The organism is Thalassococcus profundi, from assembly GCF_003344785.1.
Taxonomy (GTDB): domain Bacteria; phylum Pseudomonadota; class Alphaproteobacteria; order Rhodobacterales; family Rhodobacteraceae; genus Puniceibacterium; species Puniceibacterium profundi.
Window position 1 is genome coordinate 320,048 of sequence record NZ_QPMK01000001.1, and the last position, 20,867, is coordinate 340,914.

General features: G+C 66.9%; 23 protein-coding genes. 8 read left to right on the top strand and 15 right to left on the bottom strand.

The window, feature by feature from the left end:
* Positions 1–55 precede the first annotated feature (55 nt).
* Positions 56–244 carry a hypothetical protein gene (locus tag DU478_RS01425; protein ID WP_114509136.1) on the top strand — a complete coding sequence of 63 codons (189 nt, stop codon included), beginning with the start codon at positions 56–58 and terminating at the stop codon, positions 242–244.
* On the opposite strand, the gene DU478_RS01430 is transcribed toward DU478_RS01425, so the two are convergent.
* A complete protein-coding gene (locus tag DU478_RS01430) occupies positions 226–1,272 on the bottom strand; it encodes a TRAP transporter substrate-binding protein (protein WP_114509137.1) in 1,047 nt (348 codons plus the stop codon). The two genes, DU478_RS01425 and DU478_RS01430, sit on opposite strands and share 19 nt — an antisense overlap.
* Before the next feature lie 268 nt (positions 1,273–1,540).
* Between DU478_RS01430 and DU478_RS01435 the strand changes: the two genes are divergently transcribed.
* Complete coding sequence (locus DU478_RS01435; RefSeq protein WP_114509138.1) at positions 1,541–2,515, top strand: MBL fold metallo-hydrolase; 975 nt, start codon at positions 1,541–1,543, stop codon at positions 2,513–2,515.
* Here the strand turns inward: DU478_RS01435 and DU478_RS01440 are convergent.
* The 3 genes from DU478_RS01440 to sfsA all read right to left on the bottom strand — a co-directional run bounded on the left by DU478_RS01440 (position 2,512) and on the right by sfsA (position 5,411).
* A complete protein-coding gene (locus DU478_RS01440; protein WP_114509139.1) occupies positions 2,512–3,681 on the bottom strand; it encodes an MFS transporter in 1,170 nt (389 codons plus the stop codon). The two genes, DU478_RS01435 and DU478_RS01440, sit on opposite strands and share 4 nt — an antisense overlap.
* Positions 3,682–3,782: 101 nt before the next feature.
* Positions 3,783–4,607 (bottom strand): type I methionyl aminopeptidase, encoded by an 825-nt coding sequence (gene map / locus DU478_RS01445; protein WP_114509140.1) that lies wholly within the window; start codon positions 4,605–4,607, stop codon positions 3,783–3,785.
* An 84-nt stretch (positions 4,608–4,691) separates the two neighbouring features.
* Positions 4,692–5,411 carry a DNA/RNA nuclease SfsA gene (gene sfsA / locus DU478_RS01450; protein WP_114509141.1) on the bottom strand — a complete coding sequence of 240 codons (720 nt, stop codon included), beginning with the start codon at positions 5,409–5,411 and terminating at the stop codon, positions 4,692–4,694.
* A gap of 46 nt (positions 5,412–5,457) precedes the next feature.
* Between sfsA and DU478_RS01455 the strand changes: the two genes are divergently transcribed.
* From DU478_RS01455 to DU478_RS01470, 4 genes are read left to right on the top strand one after another with little or no spacing between them, the layout of a single operon-like run.
* Positions 5,458–6,180 (top strand): competence/damage-inducible protein A, encoded by a 723-nt coding sequence (locus DU478_RS01455; protein WP_114509142.1) that lies wholly within the window; start codon positions 5,458–5,460, stop codon positions 6,178–6,180.
* Entirely contained in the window at positions 6,177–6,911 is a 735-nt protein-coding gene (locus DU478_RS01460) for a GNAT family N-acetyltransferase (RefSeq protein ID WP_114509143.1), read from the top strand. Before DU478_RS01455 ends, DU478_RS01460 begins: the two co-directional genes overlap by 4 nt.
* A gap of 3 nt (positions 6,912–6,914) precedes the next feature.
* Positions 6,915–7,484: a peroxidase-related enzyme gene (locus DU478_RS01465; protein ID WP_114509144.1), complete on the top strand. Its 570-nt coding sequence runs from the start codon at positions 6,915–6,917 to the stop codon at positions 7,482–7,484.
* Positions 7,456–8,388 (top strand): OmpA family protein, encoded by a 933-nt coding sequence (locus DU478_RS01470; protein WP_114509145.1) that lies wholly within the window; start codon positions 7,456–7,458, stop codon positions 8,386–8,388. Before DU478_RS01465 ends, DU478_RS01470 begins: the two co-directional genes overlap by 29 nt.
* Positions 8,389–8,472: 84 nt before the next feature.
* Here the strand turns inward: DU478_RS01470 and DU478_RS01475 are convergent, their stop codons facing one another.
* Positions 8,473–9,378: a LysR family transcriptional regulator gene (locus DU478_RS01475; protein WP_114509146.1), complete on the bottom strand. Its 906-nt coding sequence runs from the start codon at positions 9,376–9,378 to the stop codon at positions 8,473–8,475.
* A 213-nt stretch (positions 9,379–9,591) separates the two neighbouring features.
* On the opposite strand from DU478_RS01475, the gene DU478_RS01480 reads away from it, so the two are divergent.
* Positions 9,592–10,032 (top strand): DUF4399 domain-containing protein, encoded by a 441-nt coding sequence (locus DU478_RS01480; protein WP_114509147.1) that lies wholly within the window; start codon positions 9,592–9,594, stop codon positions 10,030–10,032.
* Positions 10,033–10,081: 49 nt separating this feature from the next.
* Here DU478_RS01480 and DU478_RS01485 read toward each other — a convergent pair whose 3' ends face one another.
* The 9 genes from DU478_RS01485 to fzlA all read right to left on the bottom strand — a co-directional run bounded on the left by DU478_RS01485 (position 10,082) and on the right by fzlA (position 19,100).
* The gene (locus DU478_RS01485; protein ID WP_114509148.1) at positions 10,082–10,642 is read right to left on the bottom strand and encodes a type 1 glutamine amidotransferase domain-containing protein; all 561 of its coding nucleotides are present in this window, start codon (positions 10,640–10,642) and stop codon (positions 10,082–10,084) included.
* A gap of 171 nt (positions 10,643–10,813) precedes the next feature.
* A complete protein-coding gene (locus DU478_RS01490) occupies positions 10,814–12,841 on the bottom strand; it encodes an NADPH-dependent 2,4-dienoyl-CoA reductase (protein WP_114509149.1) in 2,028 nt (675 codons plus the stop codon).
* Positions 12,842–13,004: 163 nt separating this feature from the next.
* Complete coding sequence (locus tag DU478_RS01495) at positions 13,005–13,364, bottom strand: hypothetical protein (RefSeq protein ID WP_114509150.1); 360 nt, start codon at positions 13,362–13,364, stop codon at positions 13,005–13,007.
* 144 nt (positions 13,365–13,508) lie between these two features.
* Complete coding sequence (locus DU478_RS01500) at positions 13,509–14,198, bottom strand: DUF2306 domain-containing protein (RefSeq protein WP_114509151.1); 690 nt, start codon at positions 14,196–14,198, stop codon at positions 13,509–13,511.
* A gap of 42 nt (positions 14,199–14,240) precedes the next feature.
* On the bottom strand, positions 14,241–14,747 hold the full coding sequence (gene msrA / locus DU478_RS01505; RefSeq protein WP_114509152.1) for a peptide-methionine (S)-S-oxide reductase MsrA: 507 nt from the start codon (positions 14,745–14,747) through the stop codon (positions 14,241–14,243).
* A complete protein-coding gene (gene msrB, locus DU478_RS01510) occupies positions 14,744–15,193 on the bottom strand; it encodes a peptide-methionine (R)-S-oxide reductase MsrB (RefSeq protein ID WP_114509153.1) in 450 nt (149 codons plus the stop codon). The genes msrA and msrB overlap by 4 nt, the downstream gene beginning before the upstream one ends.
* Positions 15,194–15,327: 134 nt before the next feature.
* The gene (locus tag DU478_RS01515; protein ID WP_114509154.1) at positions 15,328–17,316 is read right to left on the bottom strand and encodes a hydantoinase/oxoprolinase N-terminal domain-containing protein; all 1,989 of its coding nucleotides are present in this window, start codon (positions 17,314–17,316) and stop codon (positions 15,328–15,330) included.
* Positions 17,313–18,356 carry a tRNA epoxyqueuosine(34) reductase QueG gene (gene queG, locus DU478_RS01520; RefSeq protein ID WP_114509155.1) on the bottom strand — a complete coding sequence of 348 codons (1,044 nt, stop codon included), beginning with the start codon at positions 18,354–18,356 and terminating at the stop codon, positions 17,313–17,315. The genes DU478_RS01515 and queG overlap by 4 nt, the downstream gene beginning before the upstream one ends.
* Before the next feature lie 78 nt (positions 18,357–18,434).
* Positions 18,435–19,100 carry an FtsZ-binding protein FzlA gene (gene fzlA / locus DU478_RS01525; RefSeq protein ID WP_114509156.1) on the bottom strand — a complete coding sequence of 222 codons (666 nt, stop codon included), beginning with the start codon at positions 19,098–19,100 and terminating at the stop codon, positions 18,435–18,437.
* A 184-nt stretch (positions 19,101–19,284) separates the two neighbouring features.
* Here fzlA and DU478_RS01530 point away from each other — a divergent pair, with 184 nt between their 5' ends.
* Positions 19,285–19,908: a LysE family translocator gene (locus DU478_RS01530; protein ID WP_114509157.1), complete on the top strand. Its 624-nt coding sequence runs from the start codon at positions 19,285–19,287 to the stop codon at positions 19,906–19,908.
* Between the two features lie 28 nt (positions 19,909–19,936).
* Here DU478_RS01530 and mtgA read toward each other — a convergent pair whose 3' ends face one another.
* Complete coding sequence (gene mtgA / locus DU478_RS01535; protein WP_114509158.1) at positions 19,937–20,683, bottom strand: monofunctional biosynthetic peptidoglycan transglycosylase; 747 nt, start codon at positions 20,681–20,683, stop codon at positions 19,937–19,939.
* Positions 20,684–20,867: the final 184 nt, after the last annotated feature.

Genomic DNA, 20,867 nt, shown 5'->3' on the forward strand with positions numbered 1-20,867 from the left:
ACCGGCCCGACCCGGCGAACCTCGCACTTTGGGTCGAAAGTGCTATCTTTGCCCGATGACCGCCTTTTCCCTGACCCAGCGCCTCTTCGCCCCGGCCCCCCGCACGAAAAAGGCCGAACGCACGATCCCCGCGCGTCCGACCCCTGGTCCGGTGTTCATCGGCGACTGTTCGACCGCCGCCGATCACACCACGCTTCTCTGCGCGCTCTGGCGCCGCTGGGACGATCAGCCGCCCGAGGACTGAGCGTTGCGGGCCTCGGCGACCGCTGCGCGTGCGTCGTCCACCAGCGTCTGCGCATCCAGCCCTTTTGCGGTCATCTCCGCGATCCACTCCTCCGTCACCTCGGCGCCCAGCGCCTTGATCTCTTCGGTGACCTCGGGGCTGATCTCGGCGATCTCGTTGCCCGCGTCCCGCATCACCGCGATACCGTCCTGGTCGCCGGTGTCATGGGCACGCCCGGCCCAGGCCGAGGTTTCAAGCCCGGAATTGGCGTCGATGATCGCGCGCAGGTCGTCAGGCAGGCCCTCGTAGGTGTCCTTGTTCATCGCCCAGATGAAATAGAGGTTGTACAAAGACATGTCGCCGGCCACGTCCGTGTGGCTGTCGGTGAGCTCGTCGAGCTTGAGGGACGGGGCCATTTCCCAAGTGATCACGCCACCGTCGACGACACCCTTGGACAGCGCCTCGGGAAAGGCCGGGACGGCCATGCCGATGGGCACCGCGCCCAGCTTGTTGAGCAGCAGCGTCGCGGGCCGCGACGGGCCGCGCAGCTTGAGACCGGCGAAATCGCTGATGTCCTTGATCGATGCGCCTTTCTTGTGCACCAGCCCCGGCCCGTGCATGTGCGCGGCAATAAGGTGCACATCCTCGAAATCGTCCATCAGGTGGTCCTGGGTGAACATCCATGCGGCGCGGCTGGCCTGTTCGCCCGACTTGGGCACCATGAAGGGCAGTTCCAGCGCTTCGGCCTCGGGGAAGCGTCCGGGCTGGTAGCCGGGGATGACCCAGCCGCCGTCGATGGCGCCGTCGCGGATCAGGTCGTATTGCGAGGGCGCCTTGCCGCCCAGCTGCATGAAGGGATAGATCTCGACCTTGATGCGTCCGTTCGACTCTTCCTCGACCTTTTCGGCCCAGGGTTCGATGAAATACTTCGGGTTCGCGGAATTGGGCGACACGAAATGCTGAAAGCGCAGCGTGACCTCCTGCGCGAGGGAAGCGGTTGCGGTCAGGCCCAGAAGGGCGGCGAGGGCTGCGGATTTCACGAGCGTCATCGCGGCAGTCTCCGTTAGGATCGTGGCTCTAGGTACTGCGGCGCAGCACATGACATAGCTAGGCGGGTTTGCGCCGTCTTGCAAACGGGTCGCAAATGCCGCGGCACAGACTTTGTGCTTAACCGCCCCGTACCCCTGCGTGTTCGGCGAATGGCGGGGAATTCAAAGGCAGATCTCCCCACCGTCGGGCGCGCAAAGAATCCGCTGGTTTTCAGGCGCAAACCGCCTATCCTCAAATTCAGCTTTGTGAATAAGAAGGAGCCGCCCGATGCCCGTTTTCAAACCTTCACGCCGCGCGTTGCTGTCCATGGCCGCGGCCATGCCTGCGCTGACGCTGTCGGCCACCCGCGTGCCGGCGCAACTGGCGGCACCCGTCGCCGCGAATCCCGCGCATTTCCGGTTTTCGCTGGGGCAGGCGCAGTTCACCGTGGTCTCGGACGGGTCGCTGTCGCTGCCGGCCTCGGGGCTGGGCGTCAACGCCGACCCCGCCGAGGTTCAGGCGTTCCTCACCGCGCATTTCCTGTCGCCCGAGACCAACTATGCCCATACCAACCACCTGCTGATCGAGCTGGGCGAGGCCAAGGTGCTGGTCGACGTGGGTTCGGGCAACCGGTTCCTGCCCACCGCCGGGCGACTTATGGACAACCTCGACTCAGCGGGCATCGACCCTGCCAGCATCACCCACGTCGTCATCACCCATGCCCATCCGGATCACATCTGGGGCATCCGGGATGACTTCGACGAGGCCATCCTTCCCGACGCGCAGAAGTTCATCGGCGCAGCGGAGCGGGAATTCTGGATGCAGGACGGGCTGGCCACATCGGTTCCCGCGGAAATGCAGCAATTCGTCGTCGGCGCGGTCAATTCGATCGAGGTCGATGGCGCCGAGTGGACGACCGTGGCCGATGGCGACGAGATTGCACCGGGCATCCGGGTGATCGACTCTCCGGGCCACACGCCGGGGCATATGTCCGTGGTGGTGGAAAGCGACGGGCAGCAGATCGTGGCATTGGGGGATGCGCTCAGCCACGCCTACATCAGCTTTGCCAAGCCGGGCTGGTACAACGAATTCGACATGGACGGCGAGCAGACCGTGGCGACGCGGCAGCGGCTGCTGGACATGGCGGCGACGGACCGGATGGCGGTGATCGGCTATCACTTCCCCTTCCCCGGCGTTGGCCATGTGATGCGCGAGGGAGAGGCCTACCGCTTCATCCCGGCGCTCTGGCGCTTCGACGACTAGACAGCCGTCGTGCGCAGGGTCGCGGCGCGGTGCGACCAGAGGATGTGCCCCAGCGTCCCCAAGGCGGCGACACTGGCGGCCACGCCCAGCAGGTTCAGCCCGCCGACCGCCAGTACCTGCGCGCCCACGGCAGAGCCTGCGGCGGTGCCCACGTAGATCGCCGCCGCATTCAGCGCCAGCACGACCGAGGCGCTGTCGGGCGCGAGGCTCAACAGGCGCAACTGCTGCGCCGCCATGAAGGACCAGCCGAAGACCGACCAGAAGAAGATCACCGCGAACAGCAGCCAGACCGGCAGCGGCAGGATCGAGAAGAACGGTAAAATCACGATCTGCGACAGGCTCAGGATCACCAGCGTGCGCACCGGCCCGATCCGGTCGGCCAGGAAACCGCCGAGGATATTGCCTGCGACCGCGCCGATGCCGAAGACCAGCAGCGCCAGGGTGATGCCGTCGCGCTCGAAGCCCATGGTCGCTGACAGCAGCGGCTGGAAGAAGGTGAAAAGCACGTAGATCGCGCCAAGGAACGAAGCGGTGAAGAGGACCGCGCCCATCACCAGGCCGTCGCGCAGCACCACGCCCAGATCGCCCAGGCTGACCGGCTGGAACCGCAGCCCTTTCGGCACCCGCGTCCAGACCAGCCAGCCCGCGACGGCCGCCAGCGCCAGCACCAGCCAAAAGGCGAAACGCCAGCCGAAGGTATAGGCGACCCAGGACCCCGTCGGCACGCCGAAGACCTGCGCCAGCGTCAGGCCGAAGACGACGGCCGCCAGAACCCGCCCCCGCTCCTGCGGCGCGCTGAGGCCCGCGGCCACCGCCGCGGAAACGGGTGTGAACATGCCCGCACCGGCGGCCATCACGACCCGCGCGGCGTAGAGCCAGCCTATCCCCGGCGCGAGCGCCGAGCATAAAGCGCCGAAACCGAACAGTCCCATGCCGATCGCCAAAACCCGGCGCCGTCCCAGCCCGCCGGTCCAGGACACGAGCACCGGCGACAGGATCGCGTAGGCGATGGCGTAGATCGTCATCAGGTACCCGGCCTGCGCCGTGGTCACGCCCAGCGCTTCGCCCACCGGAGCCAGCAGCCCGATGACGACGAAGGCGCCCATGCCGATGACGAAATTGCAGGCCGAGAGAACGGTAATCAGGAATCGGTTTTCGTCGGCCATGACGCGCGCCCCGGTTTGGTTTCGTGTCTACATAGCCTGCGACCGGCGGAGGGCGAAACGCCATGCGCGCGCAGCGGCCCGTGCACCGGCGCACAATTGGGTCAGTAGGTGGGGTGGAACTTGCCGCCGGGGGACAGCGTGAAGATCTCGCAGCCGTCTGCGGTCACGCCGACCGAATGCTCGAACTGCGCCGACAGCGACTTGTCGCGAGTCACGGCAGTCCAGTCGTCGGCCAGCACCTTGGTCTCGGGACGGCCGAGGTTCACCATCGGTTCGATGGTGAAAAACATGCCTTCCTCGAGGATCGCGCCGGTGCCGGGGCGCCCGTAATGCAGGACATTGGGCGGCGCGTGGAACACGCGGCCCAGCCCGTGCCCGCAAAAATCGCGCACCACGGACATGCGGTGGCTTTCGACGAAGCTCTGGATGGCGTGGCCGATGTCGCCGAAGGTTTTACCGGGCTTCACCGCCTCGATGCCCTTCATCAGGCTGTCGTGGGTGACCTGGATCAGCCGTTCCGCCTTGCGCGGCAACTTTCCGGCTACATACATGCGGCTGGTGTCGCCGTACCAGCCGTCGAGGATCACGGTCACGTCGATATTCAGGATATCGCCATCCTTGAGCTTCTTGTCGCCGGGGATGCCGTGGCAGACCACGTGATTGACGCTGATGCAGCTGGCGTGCTGGTAGCCCTTGTAGCCGATGGTGGCCGAGATCGCGTTTTCCTCGGTCACGCGGCGTTCGATGAACGCGTCGATGGCGCCGGTGGTCTGGCCCACGACGATGTGCTCGGCAACCTCGTCGAGGATGCGCGCAGCCAGTTCGCCGGCGGCTTTCATGCCGACGAAATCGGCTTTTTCATACAGGCGGATGCCGTCTCGCGTCAGACGGCCGCGCGTTTCCTCGTTCACAGGCTGCGGCTCCATGATGTCACAGGTCCCAATTTAAGCCGAATGTCGGGATTTTACCAGTGGTTAGGCCGCGTCACGCTGACCCGACGCCAAGCCGCGTCAACCGATAGTCGGCGCGGGCGATGCGAAGGGCAGCGGCGCATCCAGCCAGACACCCTCGGGGGTGATCCGGCAGCCGAAACACAGCACCTCGACCCCGGCGGCGCGGGCCTTGGCAAACGCGGCGAGGTAGGCGGGGTCGATGTCCCCGCCAAGGCTCACGCGGTCGCAATCGGTGCGCTGCACGAGGTAGAGCATCACTGCCCGCGCGCCGCCCTGCGCGACCTGCGCCAGTTCGGCCAGATGCTTGGCGCCGCGCGCGGTGACGCTGTCGGGAAACTCCGCAAGGCCGGATACGCGCGACAAGGTGACGGATTTGACCTCGACATAGGCAGCGGCGCGGCCTGCGCCTTGCAACAGAAAGTCGATGCGGCTGCCGGTGCCGTATTTCTGTTCGGGCCGCACGGTGTCGTAACCGTCCAGACCAGCGACCGCCCCGGCCTCCAGCGAAGCGCGCAGCATCCGGTTCGGCAGGCTCGTGTCGACGCCGACCATGCCGCCCTGCACCTCGACCAGCCGCCAGCCGAATTTCAGCTTCTTCTTCGGATCGTCGTTGGGTTCCAGCCAGACCCGCATCCCCGGCTCGGCAAGGCCCATCATCGACCCGGGGTTCGCGCAATGCGCCGTCACCTCGCGGCCGTCGTCCAGCCGCACATCGGCCAGGAAGCGTTTGTATCGCCGGATCAGCACGGCCGGGACAAGGGGGGTTTGAAAGCGCATGGGGCGCGCCTATACCTCTGGTCACTGTCAGGCAAGGAGCGCTTCGATGCCCAACCCCACTGCCGCGATGCTGGTCATCGGAGACGAGATCCTGTCGGGCCGCACCCGCGATGCCAACATGCATTTCCTCGCCGGCGAGCTGACCAAGCACGGCGTCGACCTGCGCGAAGTGCGGATCGTCTCCGACGACCGCGACGCCATCATCGCCGCGGTGAACGACCTGCGCGCGGCGCATGACTACGTGGTGACCTCGGGCGGGATCGGCCCGACCCATGACGACATCACCGCCGATTGCATCGCCGCGGCCTTTGGCGTGGGCATCGACGTGCGCGACGACGCGCGGGACCTGTTGCAGGCCCATTACGACCGGCAAGGGTCCGAATTGAACGCCGCACGGCTGCGCATGGCGCGCATCCCCGAGGGGGCCACGCTGATCGACAACCCTGTGTCGGTTGCGCCCGGCTTTATCATCGGCAACGTGCACGTGATGGCCGGGGTGCCATCGGTCTTCCAGGCGATGGTGGCCTCGGTGCTGCCTACGTTCGTCGGCGGCGCGCCGCTGCTGAGCCAGACGCTGCGCATCGACCGGGGCGAGGGCGACATTGCCGGACCGCTGGCCGAGCTGGCCGCGGACTATCCCGACCTCTCCATCGGATCCTATCCGTTCCAGAAGAACGGCGCGTTCGGTGCGAACATCGTGATCCGCGGCACCGACGGCGCGCAGATCGACGCGGCAATGTCGCGGCTGCACGGGATCTTCTCGGAATGAGTCCCGAGGCGCACAGGCTTTACGCGGCGATCGAGGCCACGTGGCCGCCCGCCTCGCGCACCCTGGCCGGGCCGTGGATGCTGCGCGACGGCGCGGGGGGCGGCAAGCGGGTGTCCTGCGCCACCGCCGAAGCCGAATGGACCGAAGACGACCTTCCGGCGGCGGAGCAGGCGATGCGTCTCTTCCAGCAGACGCCCCTGTTCATGGTGCGGGCAGGCGAAACGGAGTTGGACGCAGCCCTGGCCGCGCGCGGCTACGAGGTGGTCGACCCCGTGACCTTGTGGCTCTGCCCCGTGGCGCACCTCACCGATCAGCCTCTGCCCCGCGTCACCGCCTTCGCCATCTGGGAACCGCTGGCGATCATGACCGAGATCTGGGACGCGGGCGGCATCGGCCCCGCGCGCCTGCGCGTGATGCACCGGGCGGCAGGTCCAAAGACGGCGATCTTCGGCCGGGTCACCGACAAACCGGCCGGCACCGGCTTCTGCGCCGTTCATGACGGCATCGCCATGGTGCATGCGCTGGAAATCGCCGCCGCGCATCGCGGCAAGGGCCTGGGCAAGTGGATGATGCGCTGCGCGAGTTTCTGGGCGGCGGAGAACGGCGCCGACTACATGACCGCGCTCTGCACCGATGCCAATGCCGCGGCCAACGGTCTCTATGCTTCCCTCGGGATGCAGGCTGTGGGACAGTATCACTACCGCATGCTGCCCAACTCCGAAGGCGACTGACCCGTGACCAAAGACCTGCCGACCGCGCTGAACCTGCCGATGGTGGACCCGCTACCGCCCGAGACGCAGAAATACTTCGACATCTGCCAGGAGAAGCTTGGCATGGTGCCCAACGTCCTGCGCGCCCATGCCTTCGACATCGACAAGCTGAATGCCTTCACAGCGCTCTACAACGACCTGATGCTGGCCGAGTCGGGCCTGAGCAAGCTTGAGCGCGAGATGATCGCGGTGGTGGTTTCGTCGGTAAACAAGTGCTTCTACTGCCTCACCGCCCATGGCGCCGCCGTCCGGCAGCTGTCGGGCGATCCTCAGCTGGGCGAGATGATGGTGATGAACTGGCGTGTCGCTGACCTCGATGCCCGCCAGACCGCGATGCTGACCTTTGCAGAGAAAATCACCAAGGCCTCTGCCGAGATCGTCGAGGCCGACCGTGCCGCCCTGCGCGACGCAGGCTTCGGCGACCGCGACATCTGGGACATCGCCAACGTGGCGGGTTTTTTCAACATGACCAACCGCGTTGCCAGCGCCACCGACATGCGCCCCAATGACGACTATCACGCACAGGCGCGCTAGCGCCGGGCTGATCCTGTGCCTGGCCTGGCCCGCGGCGGCGCTGGAGCTGCCGCAGGGCGCGCGGATGCTGACCGAAACAACGTCGGAACAGTCCAGCTATCGCCTGCCCACCGGCCCATGGCAGGACGAGGGCGGCATTCCCTCAGCCCGCGTCGAAGGTGCCGTGACACGGCAGGCCTGGCGCATCGACGGACAAAGCGCCACGACGCTGCAACTGCTGGCGCCGCTGCGGGCACAGCTGCTGTCCGATGGTTTCGAGGTGGTGTTCGAATGCGCCGCGTCGGTCTGTGGCGGTTTCGATTTCCGTTTCGAGACCGAGGTGCTGCCCGGCCCGGCGATGTACGTGAACCTCACCGACTACCGCTTCCTGTCGGCCCGCCGCACCGGCGCGGACGCCGAGGCGGTCAGCCTGCTGGTCAGCCGCACATCCTCTGCGGGCTTCGTCCAGATCATCCGCGTCGGCACGGGTGAGGAGCCACCCGACCCGGTCACCGCCACCCTGCCGACCGACCCCGCGCCGGAGCCCGGCAGCTTGGCGCGGGAACTGGAACGCGCGGGCCACGTGGTTCTGCCCGACCTCGACTTCGCCAGCGGGTCGTCCGATCTGGGCGACGGCGCGGTGCCGTCACTCGACCGGATCGCCGACTACCTGCAGGCCAATCCGCAACGGCAGATCGTCTTTGTCGGGCACACCGATGCCACCGGGTCGCTGGATGCAAACATCGCGCTGTCACGACGCCGTGCCGAAGCCGCGGTGCGTTATCTGGATCGGCGCCACGGGCTGGACGGGTCACGTGTCTCTGCCGAAGGCGTCGGCTACCTCGCACCGCTGGCCAGCAACCTCAGCGACGAGGGCCGCCGCCGCAATCGCCGCATCGAGGCGGTGCTGTCCTCGACCGAATGACGCTGCGCATCAGCGGCCCAAAGAAAAAGCGCCCCGGACGATGCCGGGGCGCAGGTGTGCCCGCAGAGGCCAGGGAATGAACGGTTACCAGTCGATCGGGCCTTTGTCGGCAAAGGCATGGACCAGGAAATCGATAAAGGCGCGGACTTTCGGTTGGGTAAAACGGCCCGGCGGATAGACCGCGTAGATGCCCTGCGTTTCGGCCGGCAGATCGGGGATCGCATCCTCGACCAGGCCCTTTTCCATCGCATCGGCATAAAGGAAGGACGGCAGGTAGGCGATGCCCAGCCCGGCGACGCAGGCGTTGAGCAGCGATTGACCGTCATTGACAGACAGCCAGCCGGCAGTGCGCACCTGGCGCTTTTCACCGGACGGCGCGGTCACCTTCCAGACGTTGCCGCTGGCCTGGTTGGAATAGTGCAGCAGCTTGTGTTCGTTCAGATCGTCGATCTTCTGCGGACGGCCGAATTTCTCGAAATAGCCGGGCGAGGCGATCATCCGCTTGGTGGTCTCGGTCAGCTTGCGGGCGCGCAGGGTGCTGTCCTCGAGCTCTCCGATGCGCACGGCCATGTCGAAGCCTTCGGAGATCAGTTCCACGTAGCGGTTGTTCAGCACCATGTTGACGGTGATGTCAGGGAACTCGGCCAGGAACTCGCCCAGCACCGGGCTCAGATGATTGACGCCGAAATCGGTGGCGACGCTGATCCGCAAAAGCCCCGAGGGCGCCGATTGCATCGACGTGACCAGAGCGTCGGCCTCGCCGGCGTCGTTCAGAACGCGCCGGGCGCGGTCGTAATAGGCCAGACCGATCTCGGTCGGGCTGACGCGGCGGGTGGTGCGGTTCAACAGCCGCGCGCCCAGTCGCGCCTCGAGCGAGGAGACGTGTTTCGACACGGCGGATTTCGAGATGCCCATTTTCTTAGCGGCATCGGTAAAGCCGCCCTGGTCCACAACCATGGCAAAAGCCTCCATTTCCGTCAGACGATCCATCCGTCGCTCCCAAAGTAATCCTGTTCGACGCCGGGTATGACGGTCAATTCAGGCACAACCGTGGCATGAGACGGACAATACAAGGGTATTCGCACAAGTGTTCGGTGCCGGGAAACAACCCCGCCCCTTGAGAGGCATCCACACGATGCTATTTGAAAATTGAGCCGGGACGGCGCAGAACCGCGCGCCCGGCCGCGATCAAGGGAGGATCTCATGTATCTCAGAACCGCCGCGGCACTGACGTTTGCCGCCTTCGCAACCACCGCTTTCGCCCAGGGCACCGAAGCCCCCGCCGATGCACAGCTTTATTTCATCGGTCTCGAAGACGGCGACACGGTCAGCTCGCCTGTGATCGTTCGCTTCGGCCTGTCGGGCATGGGCGTCGCCCCCGCCGGCACCGAAAAGGAGATGACCGGCCACCATCACCTTCTCATCGACCGCGCGCCCCTGGGCCAGGGCGAGATGGGCGAGGAAGAACTCACCTCGGCGCTGCCCTCGGACGACAATCACCGGCACTTCGGCGGCGGCCAGACCGAGACCTCGGTCGAGCTCGAACCGGGCGCGCACACGCTGCAGCTGGTGCTTGGCGACGCCAACCACGTCCCGCACGATCCGCCGGTCACGTCCGACCAGATCACGGTGACGGTGGAATGAAAAAAGGGCCGCAGGAAACTGCGGCCCTTCCTTTCGGTATTCAGGTCGATCAGGCGGCGGCGCGGGTATGCGTGCCTTCCTCGATCTCTTCGATGATCTTGCCGACGAAGGCGTCGAGGTCGCCGGGGTTGCGGCTTGTGACAATACCCTTGTCCGCGATGACTTCGACGTCGCTCCAGTGCGCACCGGCATTGATCACGTCGGTCTTGATCGACGGGTAGGACGTCGCGTCGCGACCCTTGAGGACACCAGCTTCGACCAGCAGCCACGGGGCGTGGCAAATCGCGGCCAGCGTCTTGCCCTGATCGTGGAACGCGGTGATGACGTCGATCGCCGTTTTCTCGACGCGCAAGAGGTCGGGGTTGATCTGACCGCCCGGCAGCACCAGCGCGTCGTAGTCACCGACGCTCACGCCATCAAGAGACAGATCGGCTTCGGCCTCGCGGCCCCAGTCGTCGCCGTCCCAGCCCTTGATCGCCTTGCCGTCGAGGCTGGCCACATGCACCGTGGCGCCCGCGTCGCGCAGCTTGTCGCGCGGCACTTCCAGCTCGGATTGTTCAAAGCCATGGGTGGCCAGGATCAGGATTTTCGATTCGGTAATGCGCGGCATCACGTCCTCCTTTCAGTGTGGCGCCGGATCATACCGGCGTCTTCCCCGATAGAACGCGCACCGCCGCCGACTGTTCCAGACCGGCCCCGAGCTTCATCTTGCCAATAAACCTCCGGGGAGCGCGAGGGGCTGGCCCCTCGCTCCGACGCATCGAACCGCGGAAACGTCGAACTACAAAGTCGCCGCCAGCCGCGTCCCTTGGTCGATGGCGCGCTTCGCATCCAGTTCCGCCGCCACATCCGCCCCGCCGATGACGTGGCAGGCGATGCCCTCGGCGTCGAGCGCATCGGCCAGCGACCGTTCCGACACCTGCCCCGCGCAGAGCACGACCGTGTCGCAGGCGATGACGCCCGGACGTTCGCGCGCCTCGCCGTAGGAGACATGCAGCCCCTCGGCGTCGATGCCTTCGTAATTGACCCCCGCCTGCATTTTCACGCCCTTCATCTGCAGCCCGGCGCGGTGGATCCATCCGGTCGTCTTGCCCAGGCGCTTGCCCGGCTTTTCCGCCTTGCGCTGCAAGAGCACCACCTCGCGCGCCGGCACCCCGGGTTGCGGGCCGTCGGGCGCGAGACCCGCGCGCGCCTCGGCCGGATCGGTGACGCCCCATTCGCGCATCCATTCCGGCAAGTTCTCGGTCGGGCTTTCGCCCTCGTGCACCAGGAATTCCGAAACGTCGAAACCGATGCCGCCTGCGCCCACGACCGCCACGCGTTTGCCAGGCTTGGCCCGACCGCGCAGCACGTCCACATAGCCCAGCACATTCGGCCCATCCTGGCCGGGGATCTGCGGATCGCGCGGCAGCACACCCGTGGCGACAATCACGGCATCGAAGCCGCGCAGGTCGTCGACCCCGGCGCGCTGGCCCAGACGCGTCTCTATCCCGTGCAGGTCGACCATCGTGCGGAACCAGTCGACGAGGCCGTGAAATTCCTCCTTGCCCGGCACCTGCTTGGCCATATTGAGCTGGCCGCCGATCTCTTTATCGGCGTCGAACAGCGTGACGTCATGGCCGCGCTCTGCCGCCGTGATCGCCGCCGACAGACCGGCGGGCCCTGCCCCGACCACCGCCACGGTCTTGGGCATGTCGGTCTTTTCCACCACCAGTTCCGTCTCGAAACAGGCGCGCGGGTTGACGAGGCAGGACGAGATCTTGCCCTGGAAAGTATGGTCGAGGCAGGCCTGGTTGCAGGCAATGCAGGGCGCGATCTGCGCGGACCGGCCCGATGCGGCCTTGGACACGAATTCGGGATCGGCGAGGAAGGGCCGCGCCATGCTGACCATGTCCGCGCAGCCTTCCGCCAGCACCTGCTCCGCCACCTCGGGCGTGTTGATCCGGTTCGAGGTGATGATCGGGATGCCGACCTTGCCCATGAGCTTTTTCGTAACCCAGGCAAAGGCGGCGCGCGGCACGGACGTGGCGATGGTCGGCACCCGTGCCTCGTGCCAGCCGATGCCGGTGTTGAGAATGGTGGCCCCCGCCGCCTCGATCCGCTGCGCCAGTTCCACCACCTCGTCGTGGGTCGAACCATTGGGCACCAGGTCGATCATCGACAGGCGGTAGATCACGATGCACTCCGGCCCCACCGCGTCGCGCACTCGCTTGACCACCTCGATCGGCAGGCGCATCCGGTTCTCGTAGGAGCCGCCCCAGCGATCGGTGCGCTTGTTCACATGGGTGACGAGAAACTGGTTGATGAAATATCCCTCGGAGCCCATGACCTCGACCCCGTCATAGCCCGCCTCCTGCGCCCGGCGGGCGGCCTCGGCGATGTCGGCGATCTGCTTTTCGATGCCCGCTTCGTCCAGCTCCTTCGGCGCGAAGGGCGAGATCGGCGATTTCACCACGCTGGCCGAGACGCATTCCGGCCCGTAGGCATAGCGTCCGGCGTGCAAGATCTGCATGGCGATCTTGCCGCCGCCGTCATGCACGCGGTCCGTGACCATGCGGTGATTGGCGATGTCCTTTTCGGTGAAGAGCCCCGCCGCGCCGGGAAACACCCCGCCCTCGCGGTTCGGCGCCATGCCGCCCGTCACCATCAGCGCCACATCCGCCCGCGCCCGGGTCGCGTAGAATTCCGCCACGCGGTTCCAGTCGCCGGTTTCCTCGAGGTTGGTGTGCATCGACCCCATCAGCACGCGGTTCTTGAGCGTGGTGAAGCCCAGATCGAGCGGGGCCAGAAGGTGCGGATAGTCGGTCATGTGGAGCCTCCCCGGAAATTTCGCGCAGCACACAGGATTCCGGCGGCGCTGTCATCGTCTACGTCACGTCATGACCTTTGCGCATGAAAAAACCCGCCGCGGGGGAGGACCGCGGCGGGGCAGGACCCGCGCAAGGGAGGAGGAGTGCGCGGGGAAGAAGCTCTTAGTTGCTGGCCAGTTGCACCGCGGTTTCATCGGCGCGGACGGTCACGCCTTGGGCACTGCGGGCAAAGCTGTAGGTGACGCCCGGCGCGCCCGGCAGGCCGAAGGACACGGCGTCGCCCTCGTTCAGCGCCATACGCAGGTGGGCGGGGGCATAGGCGCTGATGCGCGGCGTGTAGATCGCTGTCAGCTCGAGCGCGCTGTCGTCGGTTTCGCGGGTGTAGACGCTCATGTCGATGCCGCCTTCGTGCAAGGTGGCACCGGCGCCGGGTGCAGCGAGGACGACCTCTTCGGCCTGCGCGACCGTGGCAAGGCTGAGGGCGGCAAGGACGGGAGCGGCGATTTTTGCGGCAAAGGTCATGTCTGTCTCTCTTTCCGTAATCTGATGTCGGTAGAACGGCGACGTCCGCGCCGTTTCTGCATTGCAGCAAATATGGCTGTTTCTGCGCCGCAGAGAACGGACAATGCCGAATAGCCGCCATGACCTGAGGTCGGGTAGCGCGCGCTACCCCTTTTCGCATGCCGTCGTGCGCAACTCGGGCGGCACGGGGCGGGTGCGCAGCCAGATCTCGAGCAGGACGAGGTAGGGCAGGTAGAACGCGAAATTCTGGACACTATCGAAAGTGCCGGTGAACTCCGGGTTGGAGGCCAACCCGTCGGTGGCCAGATACCACAGCCCGTAATGCACGCGGTAGAGCCACGACCCGAGCACCAGCACGAAAAGCCGCAGCGCCCAGGCCCGGTGCGGCACGAACCGCCCGGCGCGGGCAAAACGCCATGCTTGCGCCGCCGCCAGCATCATCAGCGCGCCGTAGAGCAGGAACCCGGCGTCCATCCACATGCCCCCGATGGTGCCGCGCATCAGAATGAAGGCGCAGCCCGCAGCCCCGGTAAGCAGCGCCCCGGCGACCAGCAGACGGCCCGCGCCACGGTGCCAGTGCGGAAAGCGGCGCCGCAGGCCCGGGCTGAGTTGCAGCGGCACAAGCACCGTCAGCGCGCCGCCGAGGATCATGTGTAGGGAAATCGCGCCATTGCCGAAAGGCGCGGCGGGCTGGATGAGGTAGGTCTCGCGCAGGGCGCCAAAGCCCGCGCCCTCCAGACCGAAACGAAAGGCGTAGAACGCAAAGGGCGCAGCCAGCAGGATCAGCGCGCCCAGCGCAATGCCGCGCCACGGGACGCGCCGCAGCGCGGTCATGCGAAAACGCCCCGCCGGTCGGGCGGGGCGTTGAAGGTCAGATCACTCGGCCGCGTCACGCTTGGGCAGGACCCAGTTCGGACGCGGGAAGTGGCAGGTATAGCCGTTGGGAAATTTTTCCAGGTAGTTCTGATGCTCTTCCTCGGCCTCCCAGAAATCGCCCACGGGCTCCACCTCGGTCACCACCTTGCCGGGCCAGAGGCCGCTGGCGTTCACATCCGCGATGGTGTCTTCGGCGACGGCCTTCTGATCCTCGTCGACGTAGTAGATCGCCGACCGGTAGCTCAGGCCGATGTCGTTGCCCTGGCGGTTCTTCGTGGTCGGGTCGTGGATCTGAAAGAAGACCTCGAGGATCTGCCGGTAGCTGATGCGCTCCGGGTCGAACAGGATCTCGATGCCCTCGGCATGGGTACCGTGGTTGCGATAGGTCGCATTGGGCACGTCGCCGCCGGTGTAACCGACGCGGGTGCCTTCGACGCCCGGCAGCTTGCGGATCAGGTCCTGCATACCCCAGAAACATCCTCCGGCGAGTACAGCGCGTTCCGTCATGCCACATCCTCCACTTGATCCAGGTAAGCGCCGTAGCCTTCGTCTTCCATGTCGTCGCGATGGACGAACCGAAGGCTGGCGGAATTGATGCAATAGCGCAGGCCGCCGCGGTCGGTCGGCCCGTCCGGAAAGACGTGGCCCAGGTGGCTGTCGCCATGCGCCGAACGAACCTCGGTGCGGATCATGCCATGCGTCGTGTCGCGCAGCTCGTTCACGTGCGCGGGTTCGATGGGCTTGGTGAAGCTGGGCCAGCCGCAGCCCGACTCGTACTTGTCGGCGCTGGCAAAGAGCGGCTCGCCGCTGACGATGTCGACGTAGATGCCGGGTTCCTTGTTGCCGAGGTATGCGCCGGTGCCGGGACGTTCGGTGCCGTTTTCCTGCGTCACGCGGAACTGTTCCGGCGTCAGGGTGGCGATCACGTCGGGATTTTTTCGATACTGGGTCATTCGGTCCCCTTTCGGTGTCTCTGCCCCATTAGATGGGGCCACGCGGGCAAATGCAAAGCCCTGTTACAGCCGGATCAGGACCCCGTGAGCGGTGTTGGACGGCGTGCAACGGGGGCTGATTTTCAAAGGTCGGGTCAGACCGCGATCCGCGGTCGGCCCGAGGCGGTCACCGTCACCACGGCCTCGATGAAGACCTCGCGCGCCTCGGCGGTCACTGTCTTGACCGCGCGGTCGCGCGTGACTGACAGGTCCTGCGCACCTGCGGCGACCGCGTCTTCACGCACCCGTGCCTCCAGCGCAGCCTCGATGGCCGCCATCGCGGCCTCGGACGCACCGAAGTCCTGCGGGCCACTGTCGAGATGCACGCGGAACACGCCTTCGGACGGGGCCGTCACGGTGCCCTGCCGGCGCATGGTCACCTGCCCCACCACCGCGCCGATGGCATTGGCCACGTCGGCATGGTCGGGCAGGATCACCTCGGCGTTCAGCATCGCGCCCACCGCCGGATAATGGCAGCGGGCCGAGGCCCCCAGACCCACCACCGGCAGCCGCAGCCCGGCGGAAAACCCGAGGATGCCTTCGCGCCGCTGCAACCCCGCCTGCATCAGCGGATGCCGCGCGAGTTCGCCCGGCGGCAGGTCCCAGCCTTCTTCGGCAAAGGCGGTTTCCAGCAGTGCATGGCCGGTCTGGAGTGTCAGCCGGTCGAGGATGATCCCCGCCAGCGTCTCGGCGTCCGGGGCCAATCGGTTGCCCGATCCCAGACGTTTGCGCGCCACGAGCGCCAGCGCCAGCCGTGCCGCCTCCGCATCCCAGTCGGTCAATCGCCCCAGGACATGCACCGCATCGGTGGGCGTCACCCCCGCCACCTGCACCAGCCCGCGGCTCACCAGCCGCTGCAGGCTCTGCGTCTCGATCCGGTTCCGCAGCACCGTGTCCAGCGGCTGCGCCTCCGGCCCCAGCCGCCCCAGCAGCGCCGCATCCCGGGGGCCGAGCCCGGCGCCGTCCTGCCCGGGCACTGCGCGCACGAACTGCGCATCGTGATCCCCGGCCACCGGCGCGCGCAACTGCCGCTCCAGCGCCTCGGTGACCTGCGGCGCGCCCATGGCGATCAGCGACACCGGAACGACCCGGCGCGGCCCGAGGCTGACGCCGCCCGCGAGCCCCTCGGTGATGACTCGCACCTCGGAATCGCCGCCCAGCCCGTGGGTGCGCATCGCCACCGCCTCGACCATCGTGCGGTAGGGGCCGACCCGCGCGCCTTCGGGGTCGATCTGCGGCACGCCGTCGCGCAGGAGAGCGATGTCCGTCGTGGTGCCGCCGATGTCTGACACCAGCGCGTCCCGCGCCCCGGTCATCCAGCGCGCGCCGACGATGCTTGCGGCGGGTCCGCTGAGGATCGTCTCGATCGGCCGCTCCATCGCCTGTGCCGCGGAAATCAGCGCGCCATCGCCGCGCACCACCATCATCGGCGCGTCGATGCCTTGCGCCCGCAGGGTCTCCTCCGCCCGCGCAATCAGGTGATGCGTGAGCCCCACCAGCCGCGCGTTCAGAAGCGCGGTCAGCGCCCGCTTCGGCCCGCCCAGCTTGGCCGACAATTCATGGCTGGCGGTCACCGGGCGTCCGGTGACCTGTCGCAACATCTCCTTCGCCGCCAACTCATGCGCCGGGTTGCGCACCGCGAAACTGGACGCCACGGCAAAGGCCGACACGTCCTGCTTCTTCGCCCAGCCTTCCAGCGCATCGAGGTCGAGCGGCGCCGCCTCGGCGCCGGCATGCGTGTGCCCGCCGCCCAGCACCAGCACCGGGTCGCCGCCCAATGCGGCGGAAATGCCGTGTGTCTCCAGATCGGCGGCGGCAAAGCCGATGTAGACCAGCCCGATGCGCCCGCCCTGTCCTTCGACCAGCGCGTTGGTCGCAAGCGTCGTCGACAGCGACGCCATCGCCACCCGATCCGCCGACACCTTCGCCACCTCCAGCACCCGCGCCACCGCCGCACCGATGCCATCCGCCAGGTCGTGCCGCGTGGTCAGCGCCTTGGCCTTCGCCAGCACCGCCTCGCCGCGGATCAGCACCGCGTCGGTATAGGTCCCGCCCGTGTCCACACCCAACAGGATCGCCGTCACGTCGCATCCTCCAACCGCAAGACCGCCCAGCGCGCCGCGTCGCGCACCGTCTCGTCCGCATCCTCGCAGAGCCCCTGCGCCACCGGACGCAACCGCGCGGCGCCGGAATTGCCGATGGCATAGAGCACGTTGCGCACGAAACGGTCACGCCCGATCCGCTTGATCGGAGAGCCGGAAAAGCGCGCGCGAAAGCCCGCATCGTCGAGCCGTGCCAGTTCCGCGAGGTCCGGCGACACCAGGTCCGGCCGGGCGTGGTACTTCACCTCGCGCGCCTCGCGGGCGAACTTGTTCCAGGGGCAGGCGGCCAGGCAATCGTCGCAGCCGTAGATACGGTTGCCCATCCTGGCGCGCAGCTCTTCGTCCACCGGACCCTTGTGCTCGATCGTGAGGTAGGAAATGCAGCGCCGCGCATCGAGCTGGTAGGGCGCCGGAAAGGCGTCGGTCGGGCAGATGTCGAGGCAGGCGCGGCAGGATCCGCAGTGATCGGTCTCGGCCGCGTCCACCGGCAGGTCGAGCGTGGTGAAGATCGAGCCGATAAAGAACCACGATCCCAGGTCGCGGCTCACGAGGTTGGTGTGCTTGCCCTGCCAGCCCAGACCCGCCGCCTGCCCCAGCGGCTTTTCCGGCACCGGGGCGGTGTCGACGAAAACCTTAACCTCGGTGTCCGGCCCCGCCTCTGCGATCAGCCAGCGCGCCAGCCGCTTGAGCCGCTTCTTGACCGTGTCGTGATAGTCGCGGTTCTGTGCATAGACCGAGATCGCCGCCTGCTCGGGATGCTCCAATACCGCCAGCGGATCATGCTCCGGCGTATAGCTTTCGCCCAGCACGATCACCGACCGCGCTTCGGGCCAGAGCCTGTCGGGCGCGCCGCGCCATTCGGCGCGATCCTCAAGCCACGACATCTGCCCGTGATAGCCACGGTCGAGAAACGCCGCCAACCGCGCCGGCACATGCCCCACATCCCAGGGCCGGCAGATGCGACACAGGTCGAACCCCACCGCCCCGGCCTCAGCGCGCAACAGCTCGGTCAGACGATCCATTCTTCATCTTGCCCATAAATCTCCGGGGGAGTCGCGGCTTGCCGCGACGGGGGCAGAGCCCCCTGCCCTCGGTCGGACTCAGAAATCGAGGTCGGCATAATGCGCCGGCGGCGGGAACCCCGGCACCTGGTCGGCAAGGATGCTGCGGAAGGCCGGGCGCGACTTGATCTTGGCATACCAGTCCTTGACCGTGTCGCTGCGGTTCCAGTCCACGTCCGAGATATAGTCGAGCGCCGACAGATGCGCCGCGGCGGCGAAATCGGCAAGGCTCATGGAATCCCCCGCCAGCCAGCGACGGTGATCCAGCAGCCAGGCCATGTAATCGAGGTGATACTTGATCGCCTTGGCCCCGGCCTTGACGTTCGAACTGTCGGGGTAGCCCTGGCCCATGACCTTCTTGTTCACCCGCTCGTAGAGCAGCTTCGACGTCACCTCGTTGTGGAACTTGTCGTCGAACCAGCCCACCAGCCGCCGTACCTCGTAGCGGTTTTCCGCATTGCGCGGCATCAGCGGCGGTTCGGGATGCACCTCTTCGAGGTATTCGCAGATGGCAAAGGACTCGGCCATGGTTTTGCCGTCGATCTTGAGCACCGGGACCTTGGCGGCCGGGTTGCGGCGCAGGAAATCGGCGTCCTTCTCCCAGTAACGCTCCTCCACCAGCTCGCATTCGATCTTCTTCTCCGCGAGGCTCAACCGCACCTTGCGGCAGAAGGGGGAGAGCGGCACGTGGTAGAGCTTGGCCATGGTGGAGGATATCCGGGGTTGCGGCGTATCCACCCTACTTGCCGCGAATTGGCTGGTAGTTCAACTGGTCGCGCATGGGTCCGGCCCGAAAGCGCCGGGTGCCAGCGCCCGACCGCTTGACCTGCGCCGCCTCTGCCGGAACAGTCGGACGCACCCGGAACGCGGCAGGACGAGGAAGAGCGGAATGGTGGACATGATCAGCATCTGGGCCGCCCTCGCGGCCTTCGTGGTCGTCGCTGCGGCCCCCGGTCCGGCGACACTGGCGCTGGCCACGGTCGCGATGCGCACCGGACGTGGCCCGGGTCTGCGGTTCGGTCTGGGCCTGTCGGCGGGCCTGGCGTTCTGGGGGCTGGTGGCGGCGGCGGGACTGGGCGCGCTGCTCCAGTCCTCGGCGCAGGCGCTCACAATGCTGAAGCTTCTTGGCGGCGCCTATTTGCTCTGGCTTGCCGTCGGGGCTGCCCGCAGCGCCTGGAAGGAGGCGGACGGTGGCGCGGCGCAGACAGGACGCAGCGCCTGGTTCCGGCAGGGCTTGCTGCTGAACCTGTCGAACCCCAAGGCCGTTCTAGCCTGGATGGCAACCCTGTCGCTGGGGCTAGACGCACAGGGCGGCGTCGCGCAGGTGATCATCGTCACCTCCCTGTGCAGTGGCGCAGGCTGCGCAATCTATGCCGTCTACGGACTGGCCTTTTCGGTGGGCGGCGTCCGCGCGGGATACCAGCGGGCGCGCCGCTGGATCGACGCGGCGGCGGCAGGACTCTTCGCACTTGCCGGTTTCGGGCTGATCCGGTCGGCGCTGTCACGCGGCTGATCGCGGCCCGCCACCCCATGCGCTCCGGTCAATCCGCCTCGAAACAGGCGGCGCGGCCGTCGCGCTGGATCGTCGCGGCGCCGTCGCGGATACTGTTTGCCCGGCGCTGGACAAAGCGGGTGGGCTGGGATGCCGAACGGTCCTTGGGATCGGGCAGGATCGCCGCCAGACGCGCGGCCTGCGTCGCGCTCAGCTGATCCGGCCCCACGCCAAAATAGTGCCGCGCCGCCGCGTCCACGCCGAACACGCCTTCGTCGAACTCAGCTACGTTGAGATAGACCTCGACGATCCGCCGCTTGGACCAGAGCGCCTCCATCACCGGGGTAATCAGAGCCTCCATCGCCTTGCGGGTGTAGGTGCGCCCGTGCCAGAGGAAGGTGTTCTTGACCACCTGCTGGCTGATCGTGCTGGCGCCGCGTGTGCCGCCGTCTTCTATGGCGTCGCGGATGGCATCCATGTCAAAGCCCCAGTGGGTGCAGAAATTGGCATCCTCTGCTGCCACCACGGACCGCAGCATCACCGGCGCGATGTTATCGGCAGGGACCCAGTTATGCTCGACAGGTTCGCCGAGACGCCGGCCCTCCTGCATCATGAAGATCGTCGTGGGCGGGTTCACCACCTTGTAGAGCAGCACCCAGAGCACGGTCAGCGCCGCCACCAGCATGACCGCGCGCAGCACCCATTTCAGCAGCCAGCGCAGGGGCCGGATGCGCCGCCGCGCGGGCTGCGCCGCGGCTTTCTTCGGAGCGGAGGAGGATTTGCGGGCGCGGGCCATCTGCTAGCTATAGCGGTCGGTCAGAGGACAAGAAAGCCGCATGTCGGGCCGGGCCGGGCGTTCCGCTTGGGCAGGAACGGTCCCGGTCCGGCGTCGCTTCGTCCAGCGAAGCGTATGCGACATGAGGTGTGCAACTCACTGCGGATCATTGCCATTTTGCGAACAATCCAGACATAACGCGGGA